Genomic DNA, 22,924 nt, shown 5'->3' with positions numbered 1-22,924 from the left:
GACCCAAAGTTTCAGAGCGGTTCAGTTAAGGCATCGCCCCGCTCGTCCCCCACAACGCTGAAAAGTCACCCCGGACGTCTCATCAATGATTGCCTGGTTGAATGCGCACATGTCCGCGTGCGCCATCGGAATCGGTGTCAGTTCGATTGCGGTGGCGGGCGGTGTCGTGGCGATTGCGTATCTGGTGTACGGGTTGACGGGCTTTGGTTCGTCGATCGTCGCCATCCCGTTGCTCACGCAACTGGTTCCGCTGCGCACGGCAACCCCGGTGATGCTGGTTCTGGATCTCGTCGCCGGGATGCTCGTGGGCATGCGCAACCTTCGGTCTGTTCAGACACAGGAACTCAAAAGGCTCGGGCCATGGCTGTGCATCGGGCTTCTGCTGGGCGTGAGCGTACTGGTATCCGTGCCGGAAAAGCCGCTCGAACTCATTCTGGGCGTGTGCCTCCTGGCCTATTCGCTCTGGAAGGTCTGGTCTCGCGGTGAGTTTCGCGAGATTGGGGGGCGCTGGGCACTTCCCCTGGGTTTTTTCGGCGGATGCCTGACGGCAGTATTCGGTACTGGGGGCCCGGTTTATACGATTTATCTGGCCGGCCGTCTGCGCGATCCCGACCAGCGGCGAGCCACGATCAGCGCACTCATTACCGCCACGGCGGTCGCCCGGCTGATTCTCTTCTCTGTTTCCGGACTCTATAAAAACCCTGCTGTCCTGCCGCTCGCGAGCTTTCTGTTGCCTTGTGGCGCGGTGGGATTGTTCATGGGTGCGAGGCTGCGCAGCGCAATTTCGGCAGCACGCGTCCTCACGCTGCTTTGGGTTGTTCTTATCGTCGCAGCGGTCAATTTAATCATTCGTTCAGTGCCTGCCTTGTTCGGGTAGGCCAGATTCACACCTCGTTCACCTCAAACAAGGAGTAGACGATGATTCACGCGGTATTGCATGAGCGCGAAGACACGGTTGGCGTTGCCGTGGTGGAGGGCATCAAGGCGGGCCTGGCGTTGAATGCCTGGATCATGGACGACGACGAGGTCGTCGCGATCGTCGCACAGCAGGACATTCCCATCGGTCACAAGGTGGCGCTCAAGGACATGGCCGTGGGCGACACCGTTTACAAGTACGGCGTCGATATCGGCAAGGTGGTTGCGCCCATCAAGGCCGGGGAGCACGCGCACGTTCACAACATCAAGACGAAGCGCTGGTAAAGCAGCGGTCAACATTGAATGCATGAGACGGCCTGAAAACATTCGTCCGGCAGAGGCGACCTTCAGGCTGTTGCCACAACTGGTCAGAGTGCCGGGTCTACGCGGCCCGGCATCTTTCTCGTCAACGTCGCGTGCGCGCGGCGTGAGGCGGGATCAAGGAGACACCATGTTGCGTCGTATTTGCAGGCATATCTATGTCCAGGTCCTGATCGCCATCCTGATAGGGATTGTCGTCGGACACTTTTTCCCGACGTTTGCTCAATCCCTGAAGCCGCTGTCCGACGCTTTTATTCGTCTGATCAAAATGATTACGCCGCCGCTGATCTTCACGACGATCGTGTGCGGCGCCTCGCAGATCGGCGAGATGCGCACGCTCGGGCGAATCGCGGGCAAGACCATTATTTATTTCGAAGTGGTGACCACGCTGGCGTTGCTCATCGGCATGTTGATGGTGAACATCGTCGGCCCCGGTGTCGGCATGAATATCCAGCCCGGCACAGCCGATGTGCACGTGCTGGCGCAATATCAAACGGAAGTGCATCACGGCGGGGGGCTCACGGGATTTTTCCTCAACATCATTCCGTCGAGTTTCCTGAGTCCTTTTGCTTCGGGCGACATGCTTCAGATCGTCGTGATTGCCTGTTTGTTCGCGGTGGGTTTGTCGTATGTCGGCGAGAAGGGGCAGCCTGTTTTGACGTTCTTCGAGTCGGTATCCGAGGTGCTGTTCAAGATCGTCGGTTTCATCATGAAGCTCGCGCCGCTCGGCGCGTTGGGAGCGATGGGCTTTGCGGTCGGGAAGTACGGACTGTCGGCGTTGAATTCGCTCGGCATGCTGCTCATCACGATCTACGCTGCAACGATCTTTTTTCTCGTGGTCGTGCTGGGCACCATTTGCCGGATGAGCGGTTTCAGCCTGCTTCGATTGCTCAATTATTTGAAGGGAGAAATACTTCTCGTTCTTGCCACCACATCGTCTGAATCCGTATTTCCGCAGTTGATCCGAAAGCTCGAAGGCATGGGATGTCCGAAACAGGTCGTCGGTATCGTGATGCCAATGGGCTATTCCTTCAATCTCGACGGCACCTGCGTGGCTCAAGTGATCTGCGCGATGTTCATCGCGCAAGCCTACAACGTACCGCTGTCGTGGGGAGATCAGATCGGGTTGATGGTCCTCTCGATGATCAGCTCGAAAGGGGCGGCCGGTGTATCGGGCGCGGGATTCGTCACGTTGCTCGCCACGCTCACGGCATTCAAACAGATTCCCATTGAAGGCGCCGCACTCATTCTCGGCGTGGACCGCTTCATTTCGGAAGTGCGGGCCGTCACGAACATGATCGGCAATGCTGTTGCCACGCTCGTGGTTTCCGGCCTCGAGAAGGAGCGCGACAACGTGCAAATGGCCACCGTGCTCAAGCTTCGGCGCGTGCCCGGCGAGGCATAGGAAACCTTTGTCTGAACGCCAGAATTATTCGATTTTTCCTGGTGACGATTTGCTGAACAATCGATGGACGAAACATGTTCAATCGTACTGAGTCAGCAGCCATTCGAGAGGCATCGTGAATACCGACAAACTTCGAGTCAGAGTCTGGAGAAGTGCTAGCCGAGCGCTTGCGACCTATGAGGTGCCGCGCCATGAAAGTCAAACGGTGCTGGACGTCGTGACGTTCATCCAGCGGCAACTGCAGCCCGACCTTGCGTACCGGTTCGCGTGCCGCGTGGGCATGTGCGGATCCTGCGCGATGAATGTCAACGGCAAGGCGCGCTGGACGTGCCGCACGCACGTGGCGAAAGTCGCGGTGAACGACGAACTGGAAATTGCGCCGCTTTCGAACTTGCCGGTCATCAAGGATCTCGTGACCGACATGAGCGACTTTTTCGACAAATGGAGCCGGGCAAAAGGGCAGTTTTCGGGAACCCGAACACGCCACGACGATTTTGCGAGGGTGAGTCCCGAGAGCGCGCAACGAAAGGCAGCGGACGCCGGAATTGAGTGCATCGGTTGCGGCGTGTGCTATTCGTCCTGCGACGTCGTGACGTGGCGTCCGGACTATCTGGGGCCCGCCGCGCTGAACCGCGCGTGGACGCTCGTCAACGACGAACGCGACACGCAAACGCTGGAACGTCTGCGAGCCGTGGCGGGCGATGCGGGCTGTCACTCGTGTCATACGCAGGCCACGTGTACAGAACGCTGTCCCAAGCATCTTTCTCCCACAGCCGGTATTGCGGGCCTCAAGCGCATGACGATGAAGGCCGCGCGCGAAGGAGACCTGTAATGCAAGGCCTATCTCTACGCGCGCAGGCTCGTCTTTGGTACTGGCAGCGCATGAGTGCGAGCGTGCTCGCGCTGTGCGTGTTCGTCCATCTGGGCGTGATCATCTACGCCGTTCATGGCGGCCTGAGTGCGTCGGCCATTCTCGGTCGCACGCACGGCAATTTGTTGTTCGGCGCCTTCTATACGGTATTCGCGATGGCGTGCGCGATCCATGTGCCTATCGGTCTGCTGAGAATTGCGGAGGAGTGGCTGCACTGGCGCGGAAAGCCGGTACAGCTCGGCTGTTTCGCATTTTCCGCAGGCCTCGTGCTGATGGGCTTGCGCGCCGTTTATGGAGTCGTATCGTGATGCGAAAGAACGACTATCGCGCCCGCACGCATCCTGCCTGGTGGGCCTTTCTGGTGCATCGTGTTTCCGGTCTCGCGCTGGCGTTGTTTCTGCCGGTTCACTTCTGGGCGCTTGGCCACGCCATTACGGGCGAGGCTTCTTTAGATCGCTTTTTGCGCGTGACCGACCAGCCGCTGTTCAAGTTTGGCGAGTGGGGTCTCGTGGTTCTGCTCTCGCTTCACATGATGGGGGGCATTCGCCTTCTGCTGATCGAACTTCTGCCGTGGACAGGCTTGAGGAAAAACTGGCTCGCCTTTGGTTTGGGCGCGAGCACCTGTACTGGCCTCGCATTCCTGCTCGCGCTCGTTCATTAGTACCGAAACCTGGCGTACACACCGAGCCAGACACCCACAATCAGATTCACCAATCCGGAAGAGACGGCCATGAAACTCGATCTCGACGTCGTCGAGGAAGCCTCGAAGGAACTGTATATCCGCGCCCTCAAGTTGCTTCCGCCCGACGTAAAGGACGGCATTGAAAGACTCGCCGCTAGCGAAACATCGCCCGTGGCGCAGCGGGTTCTCGAAACGATGCGGACCAATATCCGCGTGGCCGAGGATACCGAAAACCTGCTTTGCCAGGATACGGGCATTCCGATTTACAACGTCGCGCTTGGCCGCAATGTCGAGTTCGACGGATTCGAATTGAAGGCGGCCATTCGCAAGGGATGCGAGCGCGCCACGCGGGAACACCCGCTGCGCTCATCGGTCGTGCATCCGCTCACGCGCAAGAACAATCACACGTCGTGCGGTATCGAGGTTCCCGTCATTCACGTGGACTTCACGGACGAAAACGAAATCGCCACCATCGAGATGGTGCCGAAAGGCAGCGGCTCGGAGAACAATTCCTTCCTGAAGATGGCCGTGCCCGCCGAGGGAATCGACGCGATCAAGACCTTTGTCGTCGACTGCGTGATTTCAGCGGGCGGCAAGACGTGTCCGCCGACGATCGTGGGCGTGGGCCTCGGCGGCACGTCCGATCTTTCCATTGCGCTAGCCAAGCGTGCCGCGACGCGCGCGCTAGGCACCGCGTGCGCCGATCCCGAGGGCGCCGCGCTCGAGCGCGAACTGACCGGGGCGGTGAACCGCCTCGGTGTCGGTCCGCAGGGTCTGGGTGGCGACAGTACGGCGTTTGCGGTGCATATCGAACTGGCTTCGACGCACATCACCATGAACCCCATTGCGGTCAACATGCAGTGCCACTCCGCGCGGCGCGCGAAAGCGCGGCTTACCACTGACGGTCTCATTTACGGATTCTGAAATGGCTCACTACGACCTCCATACGCCTGTCGACGAGTCGCAGATCCGCAAACTGCGAGTGAACGATACGGTGACATTGCATCAAACGCTATTCGGCATTCGCGACGCCACGCAGATTCACTTGTTCGACAAGGGGCGCACGACGGAATTCGACCTTCGCGGGCACGCGGTCATTCACACGGCGCCGAACGTGCGCAAGGTGACACCGAGCAACGAATTCCCGGCCGGATATCAACCGGTCTGCATCGGCACGACGACTTCGGACCGTATGGAACGCTTTACGCGGCCGTTGATGGAGCAGTACGGCGTGCGCATGATCGTCGGAAAAGGCGGCTTGCGCGAAGGATCGAAATCCGCGTTCGAGGACCTGGGGGGCGTCTACCTCGCAATTATCGGAGGCACCGCTGCGCTCGAAACCACGTGGATCGAGAAGATCGAGGCCGTCGATCTGGATGACCTCAATCCGGAGTCGCTCTGGAAATTCAGGATCAAGGGCTTCGGTCCGCTGCTGGTGGCCATGGACAGCCACGGCGCGAGCCTGTACGACGAAGTGAAGGGCGACACCGCCGCGCGGCGCGCCGAAGTGCTCGAAAGCCTGGGAGTGCAGACAAGATGAATATCGAGCGCGTCAAGACGGACATCCTGATTCTGGGATCGGGCGGCGCCGGTCTTTTTGCTGCGCTCCATGCGCACAAGCAGGCGCCAGACCTCTCGATCACGGTTGCCGTGAAAGGGCTGCTCGGAAAATGCGGTTGCACGCGCATGGTGCAGGGCGGCTATAACGTCGCGCTGGCTCCGGGCGATTCGGTCGAGCGTCATTTCATGGATACGATCGAAGGAAGCAAATGGTTGTCCAATCAGGACCTCGCCTGGGCATTGGTGAGCACGGCGGTCGAGCGCGTGCGCGAGCTTGAAAACGAGCTGGGCTGCTTTTTCGACCGCAACCCGGATGGGTCGATTCACCAGAAAGCGTTCGCGGGTCAGACGTTCGACAGAACGGTCCACAAAGGCGATCTGACTGGAATCGAGATCATCAACCGGCTGGCCGAGCAGGTGTGGAGCCGCGGCATCCATCGACTGGAGGAGCACCGCGCCATCGAACTGATCAAGACCGCCGACGGCAAGCATGTCGCGGGCGTATTGATGATCGACATGCGCACGGGCAAGTTCGTATTCGTGCAGGCGAGGGCGGTGCTGCTCGCAACGGGCGGCGGTCCGACGATGTACAAGTTCCATACGCCATCGGGAGACAAGAGCTGTGACGGACTCGCGATGGCGCTGCGCGCGGGCCTCACGCTGCGCGATATGGAAATGGTGCAGTTCCATCCTACGGGCCTGCTCGCCGGCAGTCACACGCGGATGACCGGAACAGTGCTCGAAGAAGGATTGCGCGGTGCAGGCGGCCATCTGTTGAACGGTTCGAAAGCGCGGTTCATGGACAACTACGACAAGCGTGGCGAACGTGCGACTCGCGATATCGTTTCGCGCGGCATTTATTCTGAAATGCGCGCGGGCCGAACTTCGCCCAATGGCGGGGTGTACATCCAGATGAACCATCTTGGCCCTGACAAAGTGCGCAAGCAGTTCAAGGGCATGGTCGAGCGCTGCGCGGATTGCGGGTTCGATCTCGCGGGCGGCCTCGTCGAAGTAGTGCCCACCGCGCACTACATGATGGGCGGCGTCACGTTCCACACCGATTGCAGCACCGAACTGAATGGCCTTTTCGCCGCGGGAGAAGACACGGGTGGCGTGCACGGCGCGAATCGGCTGGGCGGTAACGGCGTGGCGAATTCCACGGTGTTCGGCGGTATTGCTGGCGACAACATGGCGAAGTGGGTGAAAGCGCAAGGCGAGTTTCGCGAACCCGATTCGCTTGCCATCGAATGCGCCATCAAGGAATCGGAAGTTCCCTTTTCCAAAAACGGAAAGGGGCTCGAAAGCATTCGGGAAGCGCTCTACGAATGCATGTGGACGCACGTCGGCATCATCCGCGATCGCGATGGGCTTCTGCAAGCGCGAAAAATTTTGGGCGAACTCCATGAACGGTTGATGCTCACGGGCGTCGTTGATGGGGACCGCGCATTCAACGCGCAGTGGCACGACTGGCTGAACCTGAAGAACCTGATTTCAATGAGTCAGATCATCACCGAGGCGGCCCTGTCCCGCGAAAATTCGCGAGGTGCGCATTTCCGTGAGGATTATCCGGAGGCCGGCGATCTGGAGATGTCCGCTTACACGACGATTCGCAAGAGTGGAGGAGAGGTGGAGATCAAACAGGAGCCAGTGACATTTAGCCGGGTACGGCCGGGAGAAACGATTCTTTGCGAGCAGATGGCGCAATGAGGGATGCCGCGTTGCACGCGCATTTCCTGACACGACTTTGCTGCGGCCTTGAACCGGATCACTGCCGTTCCCCATTATTTCAAACGGAGACTACGCAATGCCCCCCAAATTCGTTCGCACGTTTCGGCGCGGGTTCGTACTCGCTGCCGCACTTTCCGCTGTCCTGCAAGGGCCGTCGGCCGCTCGTGCAGAAGACGCCTGGCCTTCCCAGCCGATCCGGATCATCGTTCCCTTCTCCGCCGGCGGTTCGACCGATGTGCTCGCCCGTACGATCGGCCAGGGTTTGGGGACGTTATGGAAGCAGTCCGTGGTCATCGACAATCGTCCCGGCGCGGGCGGCATGATCGCCGCTCAAGTCGAAGCGAAGTCGCCGCCTGACGGTTATACGTTGATGCTCGCGTCGGGGAGCATGTTCACCGTTAATCAGTACATCTACAAAAAGCTCCCGTACACGGGGAAGGATTTCAGCTATATCACGACGGTTGCGAGTAATCCGATGGTCGTGGCAGTCGCGCCGTCGCTGCCCATTTCGAATGTCAAAGAGCTGATCGCCTATGGGAAAACGCAGCATCCCAAGCTGAACTTTGGTTCGGCCGGTATCGGGAGTCAGGTTCACATGGCCGACGAAGCGTTCTCGGGCGCGGCGGGCATTCCGATGGTTCACGTGCCCTATAAGGGCGAGGTGCTGGCGCTCAACGACCTGATGGCCGATCGCGTGCAGGTCGTATTGCCCAATATCGCCGCTGCCATGCCCTTCATGAAGGGCAAGACGATCAAGGTGCTCGCCGTGACCGGCGACCATCGTTCAGCGGCGTGGCCCGATATTCCGACCGTGAGCGAAGCCGGGCTGCCCGGCTTCAATGTGACGGGCTGGTTCGCGCTCGTGGCGCCGGCCGGCACGCCTGCGAACGTCATCAACAAGATTCAGCAGGATACCGTGAAGGTGCTATCGCAGCCTGATACTCGCCAACACCTGGCCGTGCTCGGCATGGACCCGGTAGGCGACACGCCTCAGCAACTTCAGGCCAGAATTGCCACGGAATCGGCGAAATGGCAAAAGGTCGTCAGTTCGAGCCATATCACCGCTAATTGACGGCCAGCGCCAGCTAATCGCTGAATTTCATCGTTATCAAGCCCGCCGGGATGAGATATCCTGGCGGGATTTTCATTTGGTCTGCTGATTTCAGGACTGAATCGAGCGACGATTGACGGCCGCATTCAGATCGCTGATGTCGTCGTGCAATTCAAGCATCCACCGTGCTGCGGTGGCGATCTGGCGTTGAATGCGTTGGAAGGTATCGGAGGAAGTGCGAACGGGCGAGGACGGGGTATTCACGGGCAACCGGGTTTTCAGTTAGGTAGTAACCCGTATTGTACGCGTATTGCGAAGATCAGATGCTCGCACGCCTTCGATACTATGGTCTGCTTACAACAGATTTTAATCGCTGCTTGCCCGGGGCATTTCGGCACGCGTTTCTCTCTGGCGCATGCGCTCCGTTTTTGTTGCGCGGCGGCGGTTTCGGTGTGCAGACAGCGTGACCATCACGACGAGCAACAGCGATGCAGCGAGGAATCCGCAACTGATGGGCCGCTCGATGAAAATGGACATATTTCCGTGCGAAATAAGCAGCGCGCGGCGAAAGTTCTCTTCGATCATCGGTCCGAGGACGAAGCCGAGCAAGATAGGCGCAACGGAAAAACCAAGATAGCTGAACACGGTGCCGATCAAGCCGAACGCCAGCACTTGCCACACTTCGAAAAGGCTGTTCTGGGTGCTGAACACGCCAACGGCAATAAAGAACATCGCCGAGGGAAAAAGATAACGGTAAGGCAGTCTGAGCAATTTGACCCACACGCCGATCATCGGCACATTGAGCAGAACGAGAAGAATATTGCCTATCCAGAAGCTCGCAATGAGTCCCCAGAAGATATCGGGGTGTTCGGAAATCAACTGGGGGCCAGGCGTAATGCCCTGAATGATGAGGGCGCCCAGAATCAGCGCCATTACCGGGTCGCCGGGTATGCCAAGGCTCATCGTCGGAATGAAATCGACCTGGGTTTTCGAGTGCGACGACGCCTCGGGCGCCGCTACGCCGGCAATCACGCCGGTGCCGAAATCCTGAGGACGCTTCGAGATCTTGCGCTCCAGCGCATAGGCCACGAACGTCGTGATCGTCGGGCCGGTTCCAGGCATGGCGCCGAACAGTGCGCCCACCGCCGTTCCCCGCGTCATTGGCCAGAAACTGGCTTTGAGTTCGTCGCGCGTGGGGCGCATGTCCTTGAAACGTACGCTGAGCGATTTGCTCGATACCTGCATTCGGTTGACGTTGCAGAGGAAGTCGGCCACGCCAAAGAGTCCCATGGCGATCGCAACGAGTTCGAGCCCGTCGTTCATGTCGGTCAGCCCAAACGTAAAGCGGAACGTGCCCGTATTGACGTCGGTGCCGACCATGCCGCACAGCAAGCCGAAAAGCGTCATGGCGACGCCTTTGAGCGCGGAGCCTCTCGACATGGTCGAGCCCGCAAGCAGGCCCAGCAGCATGACGGAGAAAATCTCCGAGGGGCCGAACTTGAATGCCATTGCCGTGAGCAGGGGCGAAGCGAAAATCATCAGGATGATGCCGGTCGATGCGGCAAAGAACGAACTCAGCATCGTGATGCCCAGCGCCGCGCCGCCTCTGCCGGCCTTTGCCATGGGATACCCGTCGAGGCAGGTAATCGCATGGGGAGGGTGAGAAGGCAGATTGAGCAGAATGGCGCCGATCGCGCCGCCGTATTGGGAGCCGTAGAAAATGCCGGCGAGCATCAGAATCGCCGGTACGGGATGCATGACGTAGGTCAGCGGCAACAGGATGGAGATGGCCGAAAGCGCGCCCATGCCCGGCAACACGCCCACCATGTTGCCCACGAGAACGCCGAAGAACGACCACATCAAGTTGGTGCCTTGAAGCGCAACCGAGAAGCCGTAAAGAAGGTCGTGCAAGGATTGTTCGATCATGTTGCTCACTATCCCCAGGCAAATGGCGCCAACTGAAGCTTGAGCGCCCATGAGAAGACAACGAGGGCGATCGCGCACATGACGATCGACAACGCGGCTGCGCGAAACAGGGTATTGGATCGGTCTCCGAGCGCGGAAATGAAGACGATCGCGAATGTGGCGGGAATCAGGCCGCCATACCTGCCGATCAGAATGAAGGCGAGCGTGCCCGTGATAATGCAAACGGCGCCGCGCAGGTCGGGCAGCCGCGAATGCGCGTCCGTCGCGTTCGATGCGGGTTTGGGCAGATCCTTCGCCGCGAGCGCAATCAGAATGCCGATAAAAGCCAGAAGCACGCCCACGGCAACGGGAAAGAACCCGGCGCCCATGCTCGTCAGCGATCCGACGTCATAGGACATGCCGGCGTAGGCGGCGCTCACGCCGATCACGACCATCAGTGCGCCGGCGTAGTAATCCTTGCTGAAAGAAAGTCTGAGGTTCAAACGTACACCTCCGCCGCCTGAGCGATTGACGTCCGCAGCGCAGCCCGGCGCATGAAGTCTGGAGAGCGAGGTCCGGCAACGTTGACCGGCCCATGTGTGGCCGGGCAAAAAGGTAGCACTACGAATTGAAATTTACTGTGTAACCGGCGCTTGCGTGCGGCCCGCAGCGAGCGTCGCTTGCCGGTCACAGTCATACAACTCATATGTATGAGTGGAATGTAATGTGTTAGCCTTCGGATTGCCATCAGGGAAAACATGGGTATCGGCGTGCCGGGTGCGAGACGAAGCAATTCTTTCGTCGACTTCAAGAATTACTGACTTTTCGCCGCGATAGATGACGCGAATAATCCACTCGATACCCAATTAATGCGGGAATCAGCCGCGCTTGAACAGGAGATATCGCAATGTCGATTGCATGCCGCGGCGCTGACGCGCTGGTAAAGGCGTTGTCGAAAGCAGGGGTGAAGCACATCTTCACTTTGTCGGGCAACCACATCATGCCGGTGTTCGACGCTTGCATTGGCGCGGGTATCGAGTTGTTTCACACGCGTCATGAGGCCGCGGCCGTGCACATGGCGGATGCCTACGCACGCTTGACTGGCAAGGTCGGCGTGGCGTTGGTCACCGGCGGACCTGGCCACGCCAACGCGGTTTCGGCGCTCTATACGGCTCAGATGGCGGAATCGCCCGTTTTGCTTCTTTCCGGGCACGCGCCGCACGACCAGTTGGGCATGGGCGCATTTCAGGAGATGCGGCAGGCGGACGTGGCGGCGCCGCTGGTGAAGATGGCTGCCACCGCCCAGCATCCGGACACGCTGGTCGATGAACTGGTTCACGCCATACGCGTCGCGCAGTCGGGGCGGCCCGGGCCCGTTCATCTGAGCCTTCCAGCGGACGTACTGGAAGGCGCCGCTCACGTGCCCGATGAAATCGATGCCGAACGTTTTTTACCCGTGGGGCAGAGGCTTGACGATACAGCGGCCCGGCGTCTGGTTTCCAGCCTGGCCGATGCGTCGCGCCCGCTGATTCTGGTGGGGCCGGCGTGCATGACCCGTGTGGGACGCAAGGGGACGGAAACGCTTGCAGCGGCGCTCGGCGTTCCGGTCATCGGGATGGAGAGCCCGCGAGGCATCAACGATCCGAGCCTCGGCGCCTTCGCTGAAGTTCTCGCACAGGCCGACCGCGTGATGTTGCTGGGCAAGCGGATGGATTTCACGCTGGCCTTCGGGAAATCGCCTGCCTTTGCGCCGGGCTGCACGTTTCTCCAGATCGACCCGGAGCCGCAAGAGATTGCGCGCACGCGCCGCGCCGTGGGGGAGCGCTTGATCGGCAGCGCTGTCGCGGATAGTTTTATCGCGCTCGACATGCTGTCAACCGTTTCCCGCCATGCGCACAAGTGCGATGAACGATGGGCGCATGATGTGCGCGGCGCGATTGCATGGCGGCCCGAGCAATGGCACACAGCGTCGTCGTCGCTTGAAAAGCGCGTTCATCCTGTTCAGGCGCTCGCGCCGTTCCAGGCGTTGCTCGACAGCCATCCCGAAGCCGTCTTCATCTCCGATGGCGGCGAATTCGGGCAGTGGGCGCAAGCCTGCCTGCGCGCACCCAATCGCGTGATCAACGGCGTCGCCGGGGCGATCGGCGCCGCGCTTCCGTTCGCGCTTGCCGCGCGCGTTGCGCACCCCGATGCGCCAGTGATTGCCGTGATGGGGGATGGCACGTTCGGCTTCCACGCGGCAGAAATGGATACCGCCGTGCGCTACGGATTGCCGTTCGTGGCCGTGGTCGGCAACGACGCGCGCTGGAACGCCGAATATCAGATCCAGTTGCGCAGCTATGGCCCTGAACGGTTGATCGGCTGCGAACTGCTGCCCGCGCGCTACGATCGCGTGACCGAGGCCTTTGGCGGAGTGGGTGCGTTGGTCGAACACGCCGGCGATATGAAAGACGCGATCGAACAGGCGCAGACCGCGCAGCGCGCGAAACGGCCAGCATGTGTGAACATCATGATCGAAGGGGTAGCGGCTCCCTCTTTCAAGCGCCGCGCCTCCTAGACGCGTATGCCCGGCCCGGCCTGCTTCAATGCGCCTGCAATTTGTACTTCTGTGTGCCTGCATTTCTTCGTGCCGGGATTTTCCAGTTTCAAATGAAACGGTTTCGGGTCTGCGGGGTGCCGGGGGCGCGGTGGGAATCGGCGCTGAGCAAACGGTTGATCGTTGCGATCAGATGCGCTGTATTTACGGGCTTGCGCAGATAGCAGTCGTAGCGAACGAAAGCCGGAGGGCTGTATTCGCCCGACATGAGAATGACCGGTAGCGACGCGAGCCGGGCGTCATCGCGAATTTTTTCGCACAGGACGCCGCCCGACATATGGGGCATGCGAAGGTCCGAAATCACAAGACTTACGGATGCCTGCTCCAGATACTGCCACGCAGATGCGCCGTCCGGCGACGTGGATACCTCGAATTCGACGGCGAGAGCCGAGGCCAGCGCTTGAAGGGCGGCGGGATCGTCGTCGACGAGGAGAATTCGTGCCATGCTGATGTGAGGGAAAGGGGTCGAAGAAGACGCATGAGCATGCAGGACGCGTGCCCGAACCGGCGCGGCACGGATTGTGCTCACAGTTGCGTCTTCCCGGCGAAGCCAGGAAGCGCCTTCGCAGCGCATCGAGCCTTCCCCATGCAATGGAGCGGTTCGCGATGAGCGAATGAATCCCGAAACGAAGTTTGTCTAAAACCGGAGAGCTGAATGCTTTACTACGCAATTGTTTTTTTGGTGATCGCGCTGGTCGCGGCCGTTTTCGGTTTTGGTGGAATCGCGGCGGGAGCGGCCGGAATAGCCAAGATCCTGTTTTTTATTTTCCTCGTGCTTTTCATTGCCAGCCTGATTTTTGGCCGCAGACGCTGAAACAACGCGTTCAGTGAGTTTGCCGGCCGACGCCCCGCGTCGGCCGCTTACGGACCGTGACGAAGAAGAGCCGGTCCGTTTCGTGCTGTCTGCTGTCCCTGGCCGTCCCCGGCCAGTCAGGCCGATCGGCGAATCCGCGGCTGCGTCCCCCGCACCCGGCCAATCTTCGGTGCCGCGCGGCAAACTGGAGCGGCGTCTGGCCGATGAATCTGACCGGCCAGCGAATGGTACAGGTTCAGATAGTGTTGGGCGGGAACTGACCAGCCGGAGTCGCGGCCCATGGCGTTGCGTTGAAGGGCGCGCCACAGTTGCGGGCGGCCGTACGCATCGAGTGCGCGGCCGAGCGCGTGGAAAATGTCGGCGGGACTTTCTCCGTCGAAGAGAAATCCGGTCGCGTTGCCAAGAGGCGTGTTCTGCGCGCGTTCCGCATTGGGCGAAAGCGCCGGACAATCGACGATCGTGTCGACCAGCCCGCCTACGCGAGACGCCACCGGCACCGTGCCGTACCGCATGGCGTATAGCTGCGTCAGCCCGCAGGGTTCGAAGCGACTGCCGTGCAGAAGGATATCCGCGCCCGCGTGCAGGCGATGCGCGCGCTCCTCGTCATAGCCGATATGCACACCGAGTCGCTCGGGCCACGCCGCGGCGAGCCGGCGCAACGCGTTTTCGATGGCCGCGTCCCCCTGGCCGAGCACCGCGAACTGCACGCGCGGCCAGCGCGCGAGCGCGGCAGGCAGCGCTTCGCAAACGACTTCAGCGAGCTTTTGCGTGCTCAGGCGGCTGCCGACCGCCACCAGCGGCGCAAACGGATCGACGCGCAGGCCGTACGTCTGCTGCAGCGCTTTCTTGCAGGCATGCTTGCCCGAGAGATCGTCGATGTTGTAGGGCTGCGCGAGCATTTCGTCGTTGAGCGGATTCCACAGCGTATCGTCGATGCCGTTCACGATGCCCGTGAGCTTGTGCGCATTCGCGGCCAGCACGCCTTCCATGCGATGGCCGAACTGCGGTGTGAAGATTTCGCGCGCATAGCGCTCGCTCACCGTGGTCAGCCGGTCGGCGTGTACGATGGCCGCCTTCATGAAGCTCAGGGTGTCGTAGAACTCGATGCTGCGAGGGTCGTTCAGCGCGGGAACGAGCAGTTCGGGCTGAATACCTGCATAAGGCGCGAGTCCGAGCGGATAGTTGCCCTGAAACGCCAGATTATGGATCGTGAAGACGCTGCGCGCGGGTGCGCCCGCGAGTTTGAGCATCAGGGGAGTCAGTCCTGCATGCCAGTCATGCGCGTGGACGATGCGTGGCCGCTTAACGCCGCGCACACCTGCGGCGATGCGTGCGGCCGCAACCGAGAGCGACGCAAAGCGCGCAAAGTTGTCGAGGTATTCCCGGCCCTGCTCGTCCTGGTAAAGTCTGCCGCTTCGCCCCGCGAAGAGGTGGTCCATCTGGAGAAGCAGTACGGTCAGGTCGGCGTCCGGCATGGCCGCGCGCCACAGCCGGGCGTCGCCGCCAGGCAGGCCGCGCAGATACCCGAGCGGTGTGGGCGCAACGACGCGTTCGAACGCGGAGTCGTATCCCGGCATCAGGATGGAGACGTCGACGCCGTTGCTGCGCAGCGCCGACGAAAAAGCGCTGACCATGTCGCCAAGACCACCACTCTTGGCAAGCGGTGCCGCCTCGGCGGCAACCATCATTACGTTGAGCAAGACACACCCCTCGGTAGGCAGGGAAGCGAAGCGCTCCCCGGATTGCGTCCACTGAGCAATTGTCGGGCCACGGTCGCAACGAAGGTGCGTCGCGGTCTGTCTTGCCCTGGAGGCACCGCGATTTTCGCGTTGTTTTATGCGGCATGAGTGGCTGGGAACGTCGCTTGACGGGACGCAGAAGTGCCTGAAAGTGCCGGGCGGGCATGCGGTTTCGATATTGTTGCCGCCCGGGTGAGAGATAGAATGGCAGTCCGCCTACGTCGCCTACCAGATTCATGACCACTCGTACCTTGCCAACGCCGGGCGCAGCAGCAGACGTGCTCGAAGCGCTGCGTCAAGCCACCGCTCGTCGCCACGCCGTGCTGGACAGAAGCATGCCGCTTGCGGCGCATGAACCCACTCTCGCGGATTATCGTGATCACCTCGCAATACTGCGCGCCTGGGTAGCGCCGATCGAGAAGTGGCTCGCGGGCCATGACGACGGGCCCAACGCGCACGCCATGCTCGTGCCGATCGGACGAACCCCTCTCATCGACGCGGATCTGTACGATCCCGCAGCGGCGCGGCCTGTTCCCACGATTGTCGAGACCGCCTGGCCGAAGGCGCCGAGCACCGCTGCGTATCGCTGGGGCGTGGCCTATGTGCTGGAAGGCTCGCAACTAGGCGGCGCCGTTCTCTATCGACGTTTGCGCGAGCGTCTCGCGCCGCATCCGTTGCGTTATCTCGACGGTGGCAGCGAGCCCGTAGGCGAGCGCTGGCGCCGGTTCGTGCAGGCCATGCGAAGCGACGTTACCGCCGCCCCCGAGATCGCCGACGCGTGCAAGGGCGCCGTTGACGCATTCGATTGCCTGATCTCGCTGCTCACGGACTTCTCGGCGGCGCGAGGAGCGCCGATGCAAGTCGATCACTCTCCCGGATAGCGCAGGCCCACGGGGCGCTTTGCCTTCGCGCGAGCTACGCGAAGGCTGAGCTATAGATTGGAAGCGAGACCCGGAACGTGGCGCCGCGCCCGCGGCCTTCGCTTTCGGCGGTGACCTTGCCTCCGTGCAGTTCCACCAGATGCTTCACGAGCCACAAGCCGAGCCCGAGACCGGCAACGCGTCCGCTGCCTGTCGTGCTCGCCTGTTCAAAGCGTTCGAAAATTCGCGCGAGCGCGTCCTGTTCGATGCCGCTGCCGCTGTCGCGCACCGTCAGCTCCGCCTGGTTGCCGCGCTGGATGACGCTGACTTCGATCGTTCCTGCCTCGCAGAATTTGACCGCATTGGACAGGAGATTCCAGACGATCTGACGCACGCGGCTTTCGTCGGCGAGCACCTGGCAGGGGAAGAGTTGTTCCGCGATTAGCGCGATGCCTCTGGCTTCGGCGTTCATGCGCATGTCCTCCGCCACGAGCCCGACCAGCGAGCCGAGATCCACGGGCCTCACTTCGACCGAGAGCTTGCCCGTCGCAATGGCGCCGCTGTCGAGCAGGTCGTTGACCATGTTCTCCAGTTGGCGCGCATTGCGTTCGATTACCGTGCTGGCGCGCTGCAGATGGGACATGTCGGCCGCACGCTGAAGCAGGGTGGACCAGGAGAGAATCGCGGAAAGCGGCGAGCGCAGTTCATGGCTGACTGCCGTCACGAAGTGATCCATTGCGCGCGCCATCTGCTCGCTCTGGACCCTGGCCTGCTTCTCGGATTGCGCGATGGCGCGCTGCTCGAGTTCTGCCTCCTTGCGGGGCGTAATGTCGAGAGTGAAACCGAACACGGTGCGCAGCGTTCCGTCCGGAAGATAGCGCCCGGCACCGCGCATGAGTGTCCAGTGCACGGAACCGCTGGCCGTGACGACGCGAAAGTCCGTCTCGAAGTGTTCGCGGCGCCGTAGCGCCCGGAACACGATGCCTCGTACGCGCGGGCGATCTTCCGCATCGACGACGTGATTGAAAAAGTGCCTCACCGTCAGCCGGGTTCCCGGCGCCAGGCCGAGGCAGGATCGGCATTGTTCGCTACAGTCGATGCGGGCCGTATCAGGCGAGAGTTCCCAGGAGCCGATCTGCGCGAAGGCAAGTGCAAGACGCAGTTGCTCCTGATTGTGGCGCAGTTGAACATTGGTCTCTTCCATCAACACCTGCCGCAGCCGCGCCTGCGAGCGCAACTTGGCTCGTTCGCGTTGGCTGCGCTCGGCCGCGTCGACGCTTTCCGTGACGTCGTTCACGCGCAGGGCGATCAGTATGTCGCCCTCCGGCTGCGTCCTGACGCCCGACGCGCTGATCTGCCAGAACCTGGCCGCGGGACCGCTGGCGCCCGCGCGCGCGGCAAGGTCGTAGCGCAGGGTCGGCGAAACGCGGGTCTCGCCGGGCCCGATGCCCGAGAGCGTATTGATGAGCCAGTCGCGACGCTGGGCCCGTTCTCCCTCGGTGCCATGTTGATTGATGGCATAGATGGAACGGCCCGCTATCTCCGGCAGCGTCGTGTCCACGAGCTGGAGATAAGCCGCGTTGGCGGTAACGACCTGCGCCTGCCGGTCAAGAATGAGCCACGCATCCGGCAGCAAGTCGAAGATCGACAACGCGTTGGTGGAGGGGTCAATGCCCATGTGCGGAATGCGATGATCCATAGGCGTCCTTCACCTGGTTGCAAGAGGGGCGGGACAACGGGCACACCGTTTGTCGTGTACGGCTCGCGGCACGGAAATAACTTCGCTTCACGTCAGGACGTGAAGGGAGGGGGCTCGTTGAGCACCGCCCAGAACATGCCAAGATCGTTGATGGCGTCCATGAAGTCGTCGAATTCAACCGGCTTGACGACGTACGCGTTGACACCCAGGTCGTAGCTGCGCAGCAGATCCTTTTCTTCACGCGAGGAAGTCAACATCACTACCGGAATTCGCTTGAGCGATTCGTCCTCGCGGACTGCCTTGAGCACCTCGTGGCCGTCGACCTTCGGCAATTTCTTGTCGAGGAGGATCACCGCCGGGCTGCCAGGAGCCCTGTTTCGATACTCGCCTTCCTGGCGCAGATAGTCGAGTGCCTCGGCGCCGTCCCGCAGCGTTACGACAGGGTTGGCGATGCGGCTCCTTTCGAGCGCGATCAACGTGAGTTCGACGTCGTTCGGGTTGTCTTCGACGAGCAGGATCGGTCTTAACATATTGCGGCTTTCCTTGGTCAGGATTCCTTAGGTACAGGCCGGAATGGCCGGGTCTGCTCGAGCGCGGTGAGGCGCGCCGCGGCGCTGGCGCCCGCGTCGCCGGCGACCCCGGTGGCGCTGGGGCCGCGGGGCAAGGAAAAGCGGATCGTCGCGCCTCGGCCCGGTTCGCCGCTTGCCCAGGCGCGACCGCCGTGCCGTTCCACGATGCGCCTTACGGTTGCCAGTCCGATTCCCGTGCCTTCGAATTCCTCGAATCGATGAAGACGCTGGAACACGCCGAAAAGCTTGTCGACGTAACGCATGTCGAAACCCACACCGTTGTCGCGCACGTAGACGACGTCCTGCCCGGCGAGTTCGCCTTCGCTGGTTTCGGTGCCGATTTCAATCACGGCCGGTTCGCCGGGCGTCGTTCGGTTGCGCGTGAACTTGACCGCATTGGCAACGAGATTTTGCAGGACGACGTTCAGCAGGAGCGGGTCGCCCATCACATCGCCGAGTGGGGCGATCTTCCATTCGATCGGGCGGCCAGGGTTGTCTCGTGCTTCGGCGGCCACGATTGCCTCAACGAGGGCGTCGAGATCGATCCGCTGCGGTCGAAGCGCGGCGCGCCCCATCTGGGCGAACGCGAGCAGGTCGTCGACGAGCTTGCCGCCGAAGCGGGCCGCATGGGCGATGCGTTCCACGAAGTGCTTGCCCCGGTCCGACAGGTTTTGCGCCTCTATTTCCCCGAGCAGTTCGGCAAAGCCCGCGATATGCCTAAGCGGCGCCCGCAGGTCGTGCGAGACGGTATAGGAGAAGCCTTCCAGTTCCTGATTGGCGCGGCCTAGCTGCATGGCCAGTTCGGCGAGTTGTTCGGCGCGCCGCAACACGATGCCAAGCAGCGCCGTGCGAAACTCGATAGCGATCTCGAGTTCGGCGGCCCGCCACGGACGCGAGCGCCCGCGGACGGTCTCCGTCCATGTTTCGAAGCTCTCGCGCGGAGACAGGGAAGCGGGCAACGCCGCGAGCTTGGCGCGCGGATCGCCGGCCCATTTGACCGTGCGGACGACCTCGGCGCGAAACCAGACGACGTAGTTTCGAAACAGCCGCGAAATAGACAGCACGAGAATGCCGGCGCTTTCGGGTCCGGCGGGACGGCCCCAGGCCGAGGCAAGATCGTCGGTGGAAAAAACGTCGTCGGTCTTGGCGTCGAGCCAGACGACCAGTTCGTCGATCCTGTCCTGCGCCGGCGTTTCGCCGACCGTGACGGTGCGGCCGTCGACAACGAGGGCCGCGCCGTTCGCGCCGGCCAGCCGCAGCAGTTCCGTGGCGTGCGCGGAAGACGCGGTGAGCGCATCGACGAAGTTTTCGCTGTTCGCCATCGCCGAAAGCAGCCGCGAAAGGCCTTGCCGCAGTTCCAGGCGCGCCGCGGCGTCGTCGCGATCCTCTTTGGCTTCGATCTGGAGCGAGAGCACCTGGGCGATGTGCTCGCACGCCGTGCGCACTTCGAACGGCGGCACGCGCGGGACGGCGTGATGGCAGGAAATCAGCCCCCAGAGCCTGCCGCGCACCACGATCGACATCGACATGGACGACCACGTTCCCATGTTCTTCATGTACTGCACGTGGACCGGCGAAACGCTGCGCAGCGACGCATAGGTAAGGTCGGTCGAACGGCTCGTGACGGGATGAAGGGCGGGGACGAGACGTGCCGGCGTATAGCCCGCGTCGGCAATCAGACGGATGCGGTTGCGCACGTATAGCGCCCGAGCCTGCGCGGGAATGTCGGAGCCCGGAAAATGCTGGTCCAGATACGAGGGATAGCCCGGTTCGATGGCTTCGGCAAGCACATGGCCTGTACCGTCCGCGTCGAAACTGTAGACCAGCGTGCGGCCATAACCCGTAATGCGCTGCACCTCGTTGGCGGCAAGCTGGGCGAGATCGACGATTTCCTGGCTGCCCTGCAGGCCGGCGATGAACGTCTGGACGAGCGGATACATCGACGCGAAAACGTCGCGGGAATCGCGTGCCGGTTCGAGTTCGACGATCGCAGCGCCATCATGGCGATGGACAACGATAGCAAGCGGCGGGTGCTCGCCATGCTGCCCGCGCGGGTCGCGAATCGTGCCGGCGTATTGCGGTACGCCTTCCTGCTCCATGGCGCCGAGCGCTTCTGACACGGCCGCAGCGCCTTCGCCGAGAATATCTTGCAGGGGGCTGCCGAGAACCGCTTGAACCGGCATGCCGGCGAAGTCGGCGACGTTCTCGCTTACCTGAACGATTACGCCATCGTTGTTGATGCTAAGGAGAAACCCATGAGGCTGAACGCCTCCGGGGATGTGAATTGGCTCTTTAGCGCAGTCGGCGGCGAAGTCGCTGCCGGCTGGGGAAATCATGTCAGCCATCGGTGCTCCGTCCGGAATTACCGACATTGTGGCATGAAGCGGTTGCATGCGCAGCGAATGGACGCGGTTTCAGGGCTCCGCGAGACATTATTGGCGCCGGGATCGTTACTTGCGCATGGCGCCTGGAATGCGTGTGCCAGGCGCGGGAGTGCCAGGCGCGGGAGGTGCGGTGCGCGCTGAAAACCATTGACGGAAACCCGGTGCAGGCCGCACCTCGTCGACGATACGCCCGTCTTCGAGCCGGATATACCTGTCCGCGGCTTCGAAATAGCGGTCGTCGTGCGAAATGACGATCAGCGTTTTGCCCTGGCGTTTGAGGTCAGGCAGGATCTCGGTATAGAAGATGCGGCGAAACGTCGGGTCTTGGTCGGCGGCCCATTCGTCGAGCACCATCACCGGCCGGTCTTCGAGGTAAGCGTGCACGAGCGCAAGCCGTTTGCGTTGCCCGGTGGAAAGATCAGTCGTGCTGAACATGCCGTCGTGAACCGACACTTTGTGCGCGAGCGCGAGCCGCTCCAGGTATCGCCGCGCTTCACCGTGACGCGTGGTTTCCCCCGGCAAAAGCGTGTCGAACAGATGGTAGTCCGAGAACACTGCGGAAAAGCGTTGGCGGTAGGCGTCCAGGTCGTCCGCGCGCACGGGGTCGCCGTCGACGAGCAGCGTGCCGCTATCCGGCGTATAGAGCCCGAGCAATAGCTTGAGCAGCGTGGTTTTGCCGCAGCCGTTCTCGCCGACGATGAAAAGCGTTTCGCCGCGGGCAATCGTCAGCGAAAGCGGCCCTAGCGCGAAGCCTGGTGTGTTTGCGTGGCTATCGTCCTGCGGCTCGGGAAAGCGGTACGCGACATCGCGCAGCGTGATGGTGTCGAACGACCGCGCCTCGCGCGTCGTCGCGCTGGCCGGTGCGTCGAGCATCGCGGGCTCGCTGCTCGAGAACCGCGCGGAAAGCTCCGCGACGCGTCTGAACGCGACTTGCGCGCGCCCGATGGACGGCAGCGCACCCACGATCTCCTGGATCGGCCCTTTCATGTAAAGCAGCACGAGCACGAATCCCGTCAGCACGCTGCGGTCCACCTGGCCCGCGCCCCCCTGCAATACGAGCATCAGTCCGACCACGGCGAAGAACAGCAGCGAGCCGAACGCGTTCGCGCTCACGAACACATTGGCGGCGCGCACGCGCAGCCGGAAAATCGCGTCGATCGTGCCGGACAGCTCATGCCCGTAGACGAACGCGCGGCGTTCCCGGTTGATGCGCAGTTCCTTGGCGCCGTCCACCATCGCGCGATAGTGCTTCTGCAGGCGATCTTCGGCTTCACGGGCGGCCCCGAAGCGGCGGATGCCGACGCGCCTCGCGAGCGACTGCACGATCGAGCCGAGCGCGATGGCAACGAGTGCGATCAGGAGCAGCATCGGCGAGAGAACGAACAGATAGCCGAGGCACCCGGCGATAGTGGCCGTCGCAATGGCGAGGCTCGAAAACATGAAGGAGAACGTACTGATCGTATCGATATCCTGATTGAGTGCGGCAATCAGGCGGTGGCTGCGAAACTGCTCGATTTCGCTGATCGGCGCAGCGATGATCCTGGCGCACAGGTCCTTGCGCAACGCCGCGATCACGCGCTGTCCGACGATGTTGTTGCCGATGTCCGAGACCACTTCCCCCGCGAGCGCGAGCGCGCAGAGGCCGGCGAAGCTCGCGATGAACGTGGACAGCGAGGCGGCGCCGTCGTGCAATGAGCGGTTCGTGAGCGCCAGCAGCGCCGCCGTGGCGATGCCGCTCGCCGCGCCCATGAGCGTCGCGAGCGCCGAGATGGGCCACAGGCGTCGCAGTAGCCGGAACAGGTGGGCAAGCATGGTGTTCTCCGTC

At 61.8% G+C, this 22,924-nt stretch carries 21 protein-coding genes; 13 read left to right on the top strand and 8 right to left on the bottom strand.

The genetic code is table 11. The annotated features are described in order from the left end of the window. The first annotated feature begins 85 nt into the window (after positions 1-85). From U5768_RS05525 to U5768_RS05480, 10 genes are all read left to right on the top strand, one after another. On the top strand, positions 86-877 hold the full coding sequence (locus tag U5768_RS05525) for a sulfite exporter TauE/SafE family protein (protein ID WP_322029366.1): 792 nt from the start codon (positions 86-88) through the stop codon (positions 875-877). Positions 878-918: 41 nt separating this feature from the next. Further along, positions 919-1,200 (top strand): UxaA family hydrolase, encoded by a 282-nt coding sequence (locus tag U5768_RS05520; RefSeq protein ID WP_322029365.1) that lies wholly within the window; start codon positions 919-921, stop codon positions 1,198-1,200. A gap of 166 nt (positions 1,201-1,366) precedes the next feature. Further along, entirely contained in the window at positions 1,367-2,641 is a 1,275-nt protein-coding gene (dctA, locus tag U5768_RS05515; protein ID WP_322029364.1) for a C4-dicarboxylate transporter DctA, read from the top strand. A 112-nt stretch (positions 2,642-2,753) separates the two neighbouring features. After that, positions 2,754-3,473: a succinate dehydrogenase/fumarate reductase iron-sulfur subunit gene (locus U5768_RS05510; RefSeq protein ID WP_415913859.1), complete on the top strand. Its 720-nt coding sequence runs from the start codon at positions 2,754-2,756 to the stop codon at positions 3,471-3,473. Further along, positions 3,473-3,820 (top strand): succinate dehydrogenase, encoded by a 348-nt coding sequence (locus tag U5768_RS05505; RefSeq protein ID WP_322029362.1) that lies wholly within the window; start codon positions 3,473-3,475, stop codon positions 3,818-3,820. The genes U5768_RS05510 and U5768_RS05505 overlap by 1 nt, the downstream gene beginning before the upstream one ends. After that, positions 3,820-4,173 carry a succinate dehydrogenase, cytochrome b556 subunit gene (sdhC, locus tag U5768_RS05500; RefSeq protein WP_322029587.1) on the top strand — a complete coding sequence of 118 codons (354 nt, stop codon included), beginning with the start codon at positions 3,820-3,822 and terminating at the stop codon, positions 4,171-4,173. The genes U5768_RS05505 and sdhC overlap by 1 nt, the downstream gene beginning before the upstream one ends. 69 nt (positions 4,174-4,242) lie before the next feature. Then, positions 4,243-5,118 carry a fumarate hydratase gene (locus U5768_RS05495; protein WP_322029361.1) on the top strand — a complete coding sequence of 292 codons (876 nt, stop codon included), beginning with the start codon at positions 4,243-4,245 and terminating at the stop codon, positions 5,116-5,118. A gap of 1 nt (position 5,119) precedes the next feature. Beyond that, positions 5,120-5,734: a fumarate hydratase C-terminal domain-containing protein gene (locus U5768_RS05490; protein WP_322029360.1), complete on the top strand. Its 615-nt coding sequence runs from the start codon at positions 5,120-5,122 to the stop codon at positions 5,732-5,734. Further along, the gene (locus tag U5768_RS05485; protein ID WP_322029359.1) at positions 5,731-7,461 is read left to right on the top strand and encodes an L-aspartate oxidase; all 1,731 of its coding nucleotides are present in this window, start codon (positions 5,731-5,733) and stop codon (positions 7,459-7,461) included. Before U5768_RS05490 ends, U5768_RS05485 begins: the two co-directional genes overlap by 4 nt. Positions 7,462-7,558: 97 nt before the next feature. Then, positions 7,559-8,554, top strand: a complete 996-nt coding sequence (locus tag U5768_RS05480; protein WP_322029358.1) for a tripartite tricarboxylate transporter substrate binding protein — start codon at positions 7,559-7,561, stop codon at positions 8,552-8,554. Positions 8,555-8,899: 345 nt separating this feature from the next. On the opposite strand, the gene U5768_RS05475 is transcribed toward U5768_RS05480, so the two are convergent. Then, positions 8,900-10,459, bottom strand: a complete 1,560-nt coding sequence (locus tag U5768_RS05475; RefSeq protein ID WP_322029357.1) for a tripartite tricarboxylate transporter permease — start codon at positions 10,457-10,459, stop codon at positions 8,900-8,902. 8 nt (positions 10,460-10,467) lie between these two features. Further along, entirely contained in the window at positions 10,468-10,893 is a 426-nt protein-coding gene (locus U5768_RS05470; RefSeq protein ID WP_322029586.1) for a tripartite tricarboxylate transporter TctB family protein, read from the bottom strand. Between the two features lie 452 nt (positions 10,894-11,345). Here U5768_RS05470 and U5768_RS05465 point away from each other — a divergent pair, with 452 nt between their 5' ends. Further along, positions 11,346-12,995, top strand: coding sequence for a thiamine pyrophosphate-binding protein (locus tag U5768_RS05465; RefSeq protein WP_322029356.1), 1,650 nt, complete (start codon positions 11,346-11,348; stop codon positions 12,993-12,995). Positions 12,996-13,083: 88 nt separating this feature from the next. Here U5768_RS05465 and U5768_RS05460 read toward each other — a convergent pair whose 3' ends face one another. Then, complete coding sequence (locus U5768_RS05460; RefSeq protein WP_322029355.1) at positions 13,084-13,479, bottom strand: response regulator; 396 nt, start codon at positions 13,477-13,479, stop codon at positions 13,084-13,086. Positions 13,480-13,689: 210 nt separating this feature from the next. Between U5768_RS05460 and U5768_RS05455 the strand changes: the two genes are divergently transcribed. Beyond that, positions 13,690-13,848: a DUF1328 domain-containing protein gene (locus U5768_RS05455; protein WP_322029354.1), complete on the top strand. Its 159-nt coding sequence runs from the start codon at positions 13,690-13,692 to the stop codon at positions 13,846-13,848. Positions 13,849-13,964: 116 nt separating this feature from the next. Here U5768_RS05455 and glgA read toward each other — a convergent pair whose 3' ends face one another. Beyond that, entirely contained in the window at positions 13,965-15,536 is a 1,572-nt protein-coding gene (glgA, locus tag U5768_RS05450; RefSeq protein WP_322029585.1) for a glycogen synthase GlgA, read from the bottom strand. A gap of 287 nt (positions 15,537-15,823) precedes the next feature. Between glgA and U5768_RS05445 the strand changes: the two genes are divergently transcribed. Next, positions 15,824-16,468 (top strand): biliverdin-producing heme oxygenase, encoded by a 645-nt coding sequence (locus U5768_RS05445; RefSeq protein ID WP_322029353.1) that lies wholly within the window; start codon positions 15,824-15,826, stop codon positions 16,466-16,468. Between the two features lie 34 nt (positions 16,469-16,502). Here the strand turns inward: U5768_RS05445 and U5768_RS05440 are convergent, their stop codons facing one another. The 4 genes from U5768_RS05440 to U5768_RS05425 all read right to left on the bottom strand — a co-directional run bounded on the left by U5768_RS05440 (position 16,503) and on the right by U5768_RS05425 (position 22,911). Beyond that, entirely contained in the window at positions 16,503-18,146 is a 1,644-nt protein-coding gene (locus U5768_RS05440; RefSeq protein WP_322029352.1) for an ATP-binding protein, read from the bottom strand. Positions 18,147-18,238: 92 nt separating this feature from the next. Next, a complete protein-coding gene (locus tag U5768_RS05435; protein ID WP_322029351.1) occupies positions 18,239-18,676 on the bottom strand; it encodes a response regulator in 438 nt (145 codons plus the stop codon). A gap of 17 nt (positions 18,677-18,693) precedes the next feature. Next, complete coding sequence (locus U5768_RS05430; protein ID WP_322029350.1) at positions 18,694-21,060, bottom strand: ATP-binding protein; 2,367 nt, start codon at positions 21,058-21,060, stop codon at positions 18,694-18,696. 105 nt (positions 21,061-21,165) lie between these two features. Then, positions 21,166-22,911, bottom strand: a complete 1,746-nt coding sequence (locus U5768_RS05425) for a cyclic peptide export ABC transporter (RefSeq protein WP_322029349.1) — start codon at positions 22,909-22,911, stop codon at positions 21,166-21,168. Positions 22,912-22,924 lie beyond the last annotated feature (13 nt).

It is taken from the genome of Paraburkholderia sp. J76 (genome assembly GCF_905220295.1).
GTDB lineage: Bacteria > Pseudomonadota > Gammaproteobacteria > Burkholderiales > Burkholderiaceae > Paraburkholderia.
This window is presented reverse-complemented; position numbering and strand designations above follow the sequence as displayed.

Bases quoted from the DNA above. Each gene is read 5' to 3' on its own strand.
- U5768_RS05485 (WP_322029359.1), top strand. From the start codon at position 5,731: ATGAATATCGAGCGCGTCAAGACGGACATCCTGATTCTGGGATCGGGC.
- U5768_RS05495 (WP_322029361.1), top strand. From the start codon at position 4,243: ATGAAACTCGATCTCGACGTCGTCGAGGAAGCCTCGAAGGAACTGTAT.
- U5768_RS05520 (WP_322029365.1), top strand. From the start codon at position 919: ATGATTCACGCGGTATTGCATGAGCGCGAAGACACGGTTGGCGTTGCC.
- U5768_RS05465 (WP_322029356.1), top strand. From the start codon at position 11,346: ATGTCGATTGCATGCCGCGGCGCTGACGCGCTGGTAAAGGCGTTGTCG.
- U5768_RS05440 (WP_322029352.1), bottom strand. From the start codon at position 18,146: ATGGATCATCGCATTCCGCACATGGGCATTGACCCCTCCACCAACGCG.
- U5768_RS05460 (WP_322029355.1), bottom strand. From the start codon at position 13,479: ATGGCACGAATTCTCCTCGTCGACGACGATCCCGCCGCCCTTCAAGCG.
- U5768_RS05435 (WP_322029351.1), bottom strand. From the start codon at position 18,676: ATGTTAAGACCGATCCTGCTCGTCGAAGACAACCCGAACGACGTCGAA.
- glgA (WP_322029585.1), bottom strand. From the start codon at position 15,536: ATGATGGTTGCCGCCGAGGCGGCACCGCTTGCCAAGAGTGGTGGTCTT.
- U5768_RS05455 (WP_322029354.1), top strand. From the start codon at position 13,690: ATGCTTTACTACGCAATTGTTTTTTTGGTGATCGCGCTGGTCGCGGCC.
- U5768_RS05470 (WP_322029586.1), bottom strand. From the start codon at position 10,893: ATGGTCGTGATCGGCGTGAGCGCCGCCTACGCCGGCATGTCCTATGAC.
- U5768_RS05505 (WP_322029362.1), top strand. From the start codon at position 3,473: ATGCAAGGCCTATCTCTACGCGCGCAGGCTCGTCTTTGGTACTGGCAG.
- U5768_RS05425 (WP_322029349.1), bottom strand. From the start codon at position 22,911: ATGCTTGCCCACCTGTTCCGGCTACTGCGACGCCTGTGGCCCATCTCG.
- U5768_RS05525 (WP_322029366.1), top strand. From the start codon at position 86: ATGATTGCCTGGTTGAATGCGCACATGTCCGCGTGCGCCATCGGAATC.
- U5768_RS05445 (WP_322029353.1), top strand. From the start codon at position 15,824: ATGACCACTCGTACCTTGCCAACGCCGGGCGCAGCAGCAGACGTGCTC.
- U5768_RS05490 (WP_322029360.1), top strand. From the start codon at position 5,120: ATGGCTCACTACGACCTCCATACGCCTGTCGACGAGTCGCAGATCCGC.
- U5768_RS05475 (WP_322029357.1), bottom strand. From the start codon at position 10,459: ATGATCGAACAATCCTTGCACGACCTTCTTTACGGCTTCTCGGTTGCG.
- sdhC (WP_322029587.1), top strand. From the start codon at position 3,820: ATGCGAAAGAACGACTATCGCGCCCGCACGCATCCTGCCTGGTGGGCC.
- U5768_RS05480 (WP_322029358.1), top strand. From the start codon at position 7,559: ATGCCCCCCAAATTCGTTCGCACGTTTCGGCGCGGGTTCGTACTCGCT.
- U5768_RS05430 (WP_322029350.1), bottom strand. From the start codon at position 21,060: ATGGCTGACATGATTTCCCCAGCCGGCAGCGACTTCGCCGCCGACTGC.
- dctA (WP_322029364.1), top strand. From the start codon at position 1,367: ATGTTGCGTCGTATTTGCAGGCATATCTATGTCCAGGTCCTGATCGCC.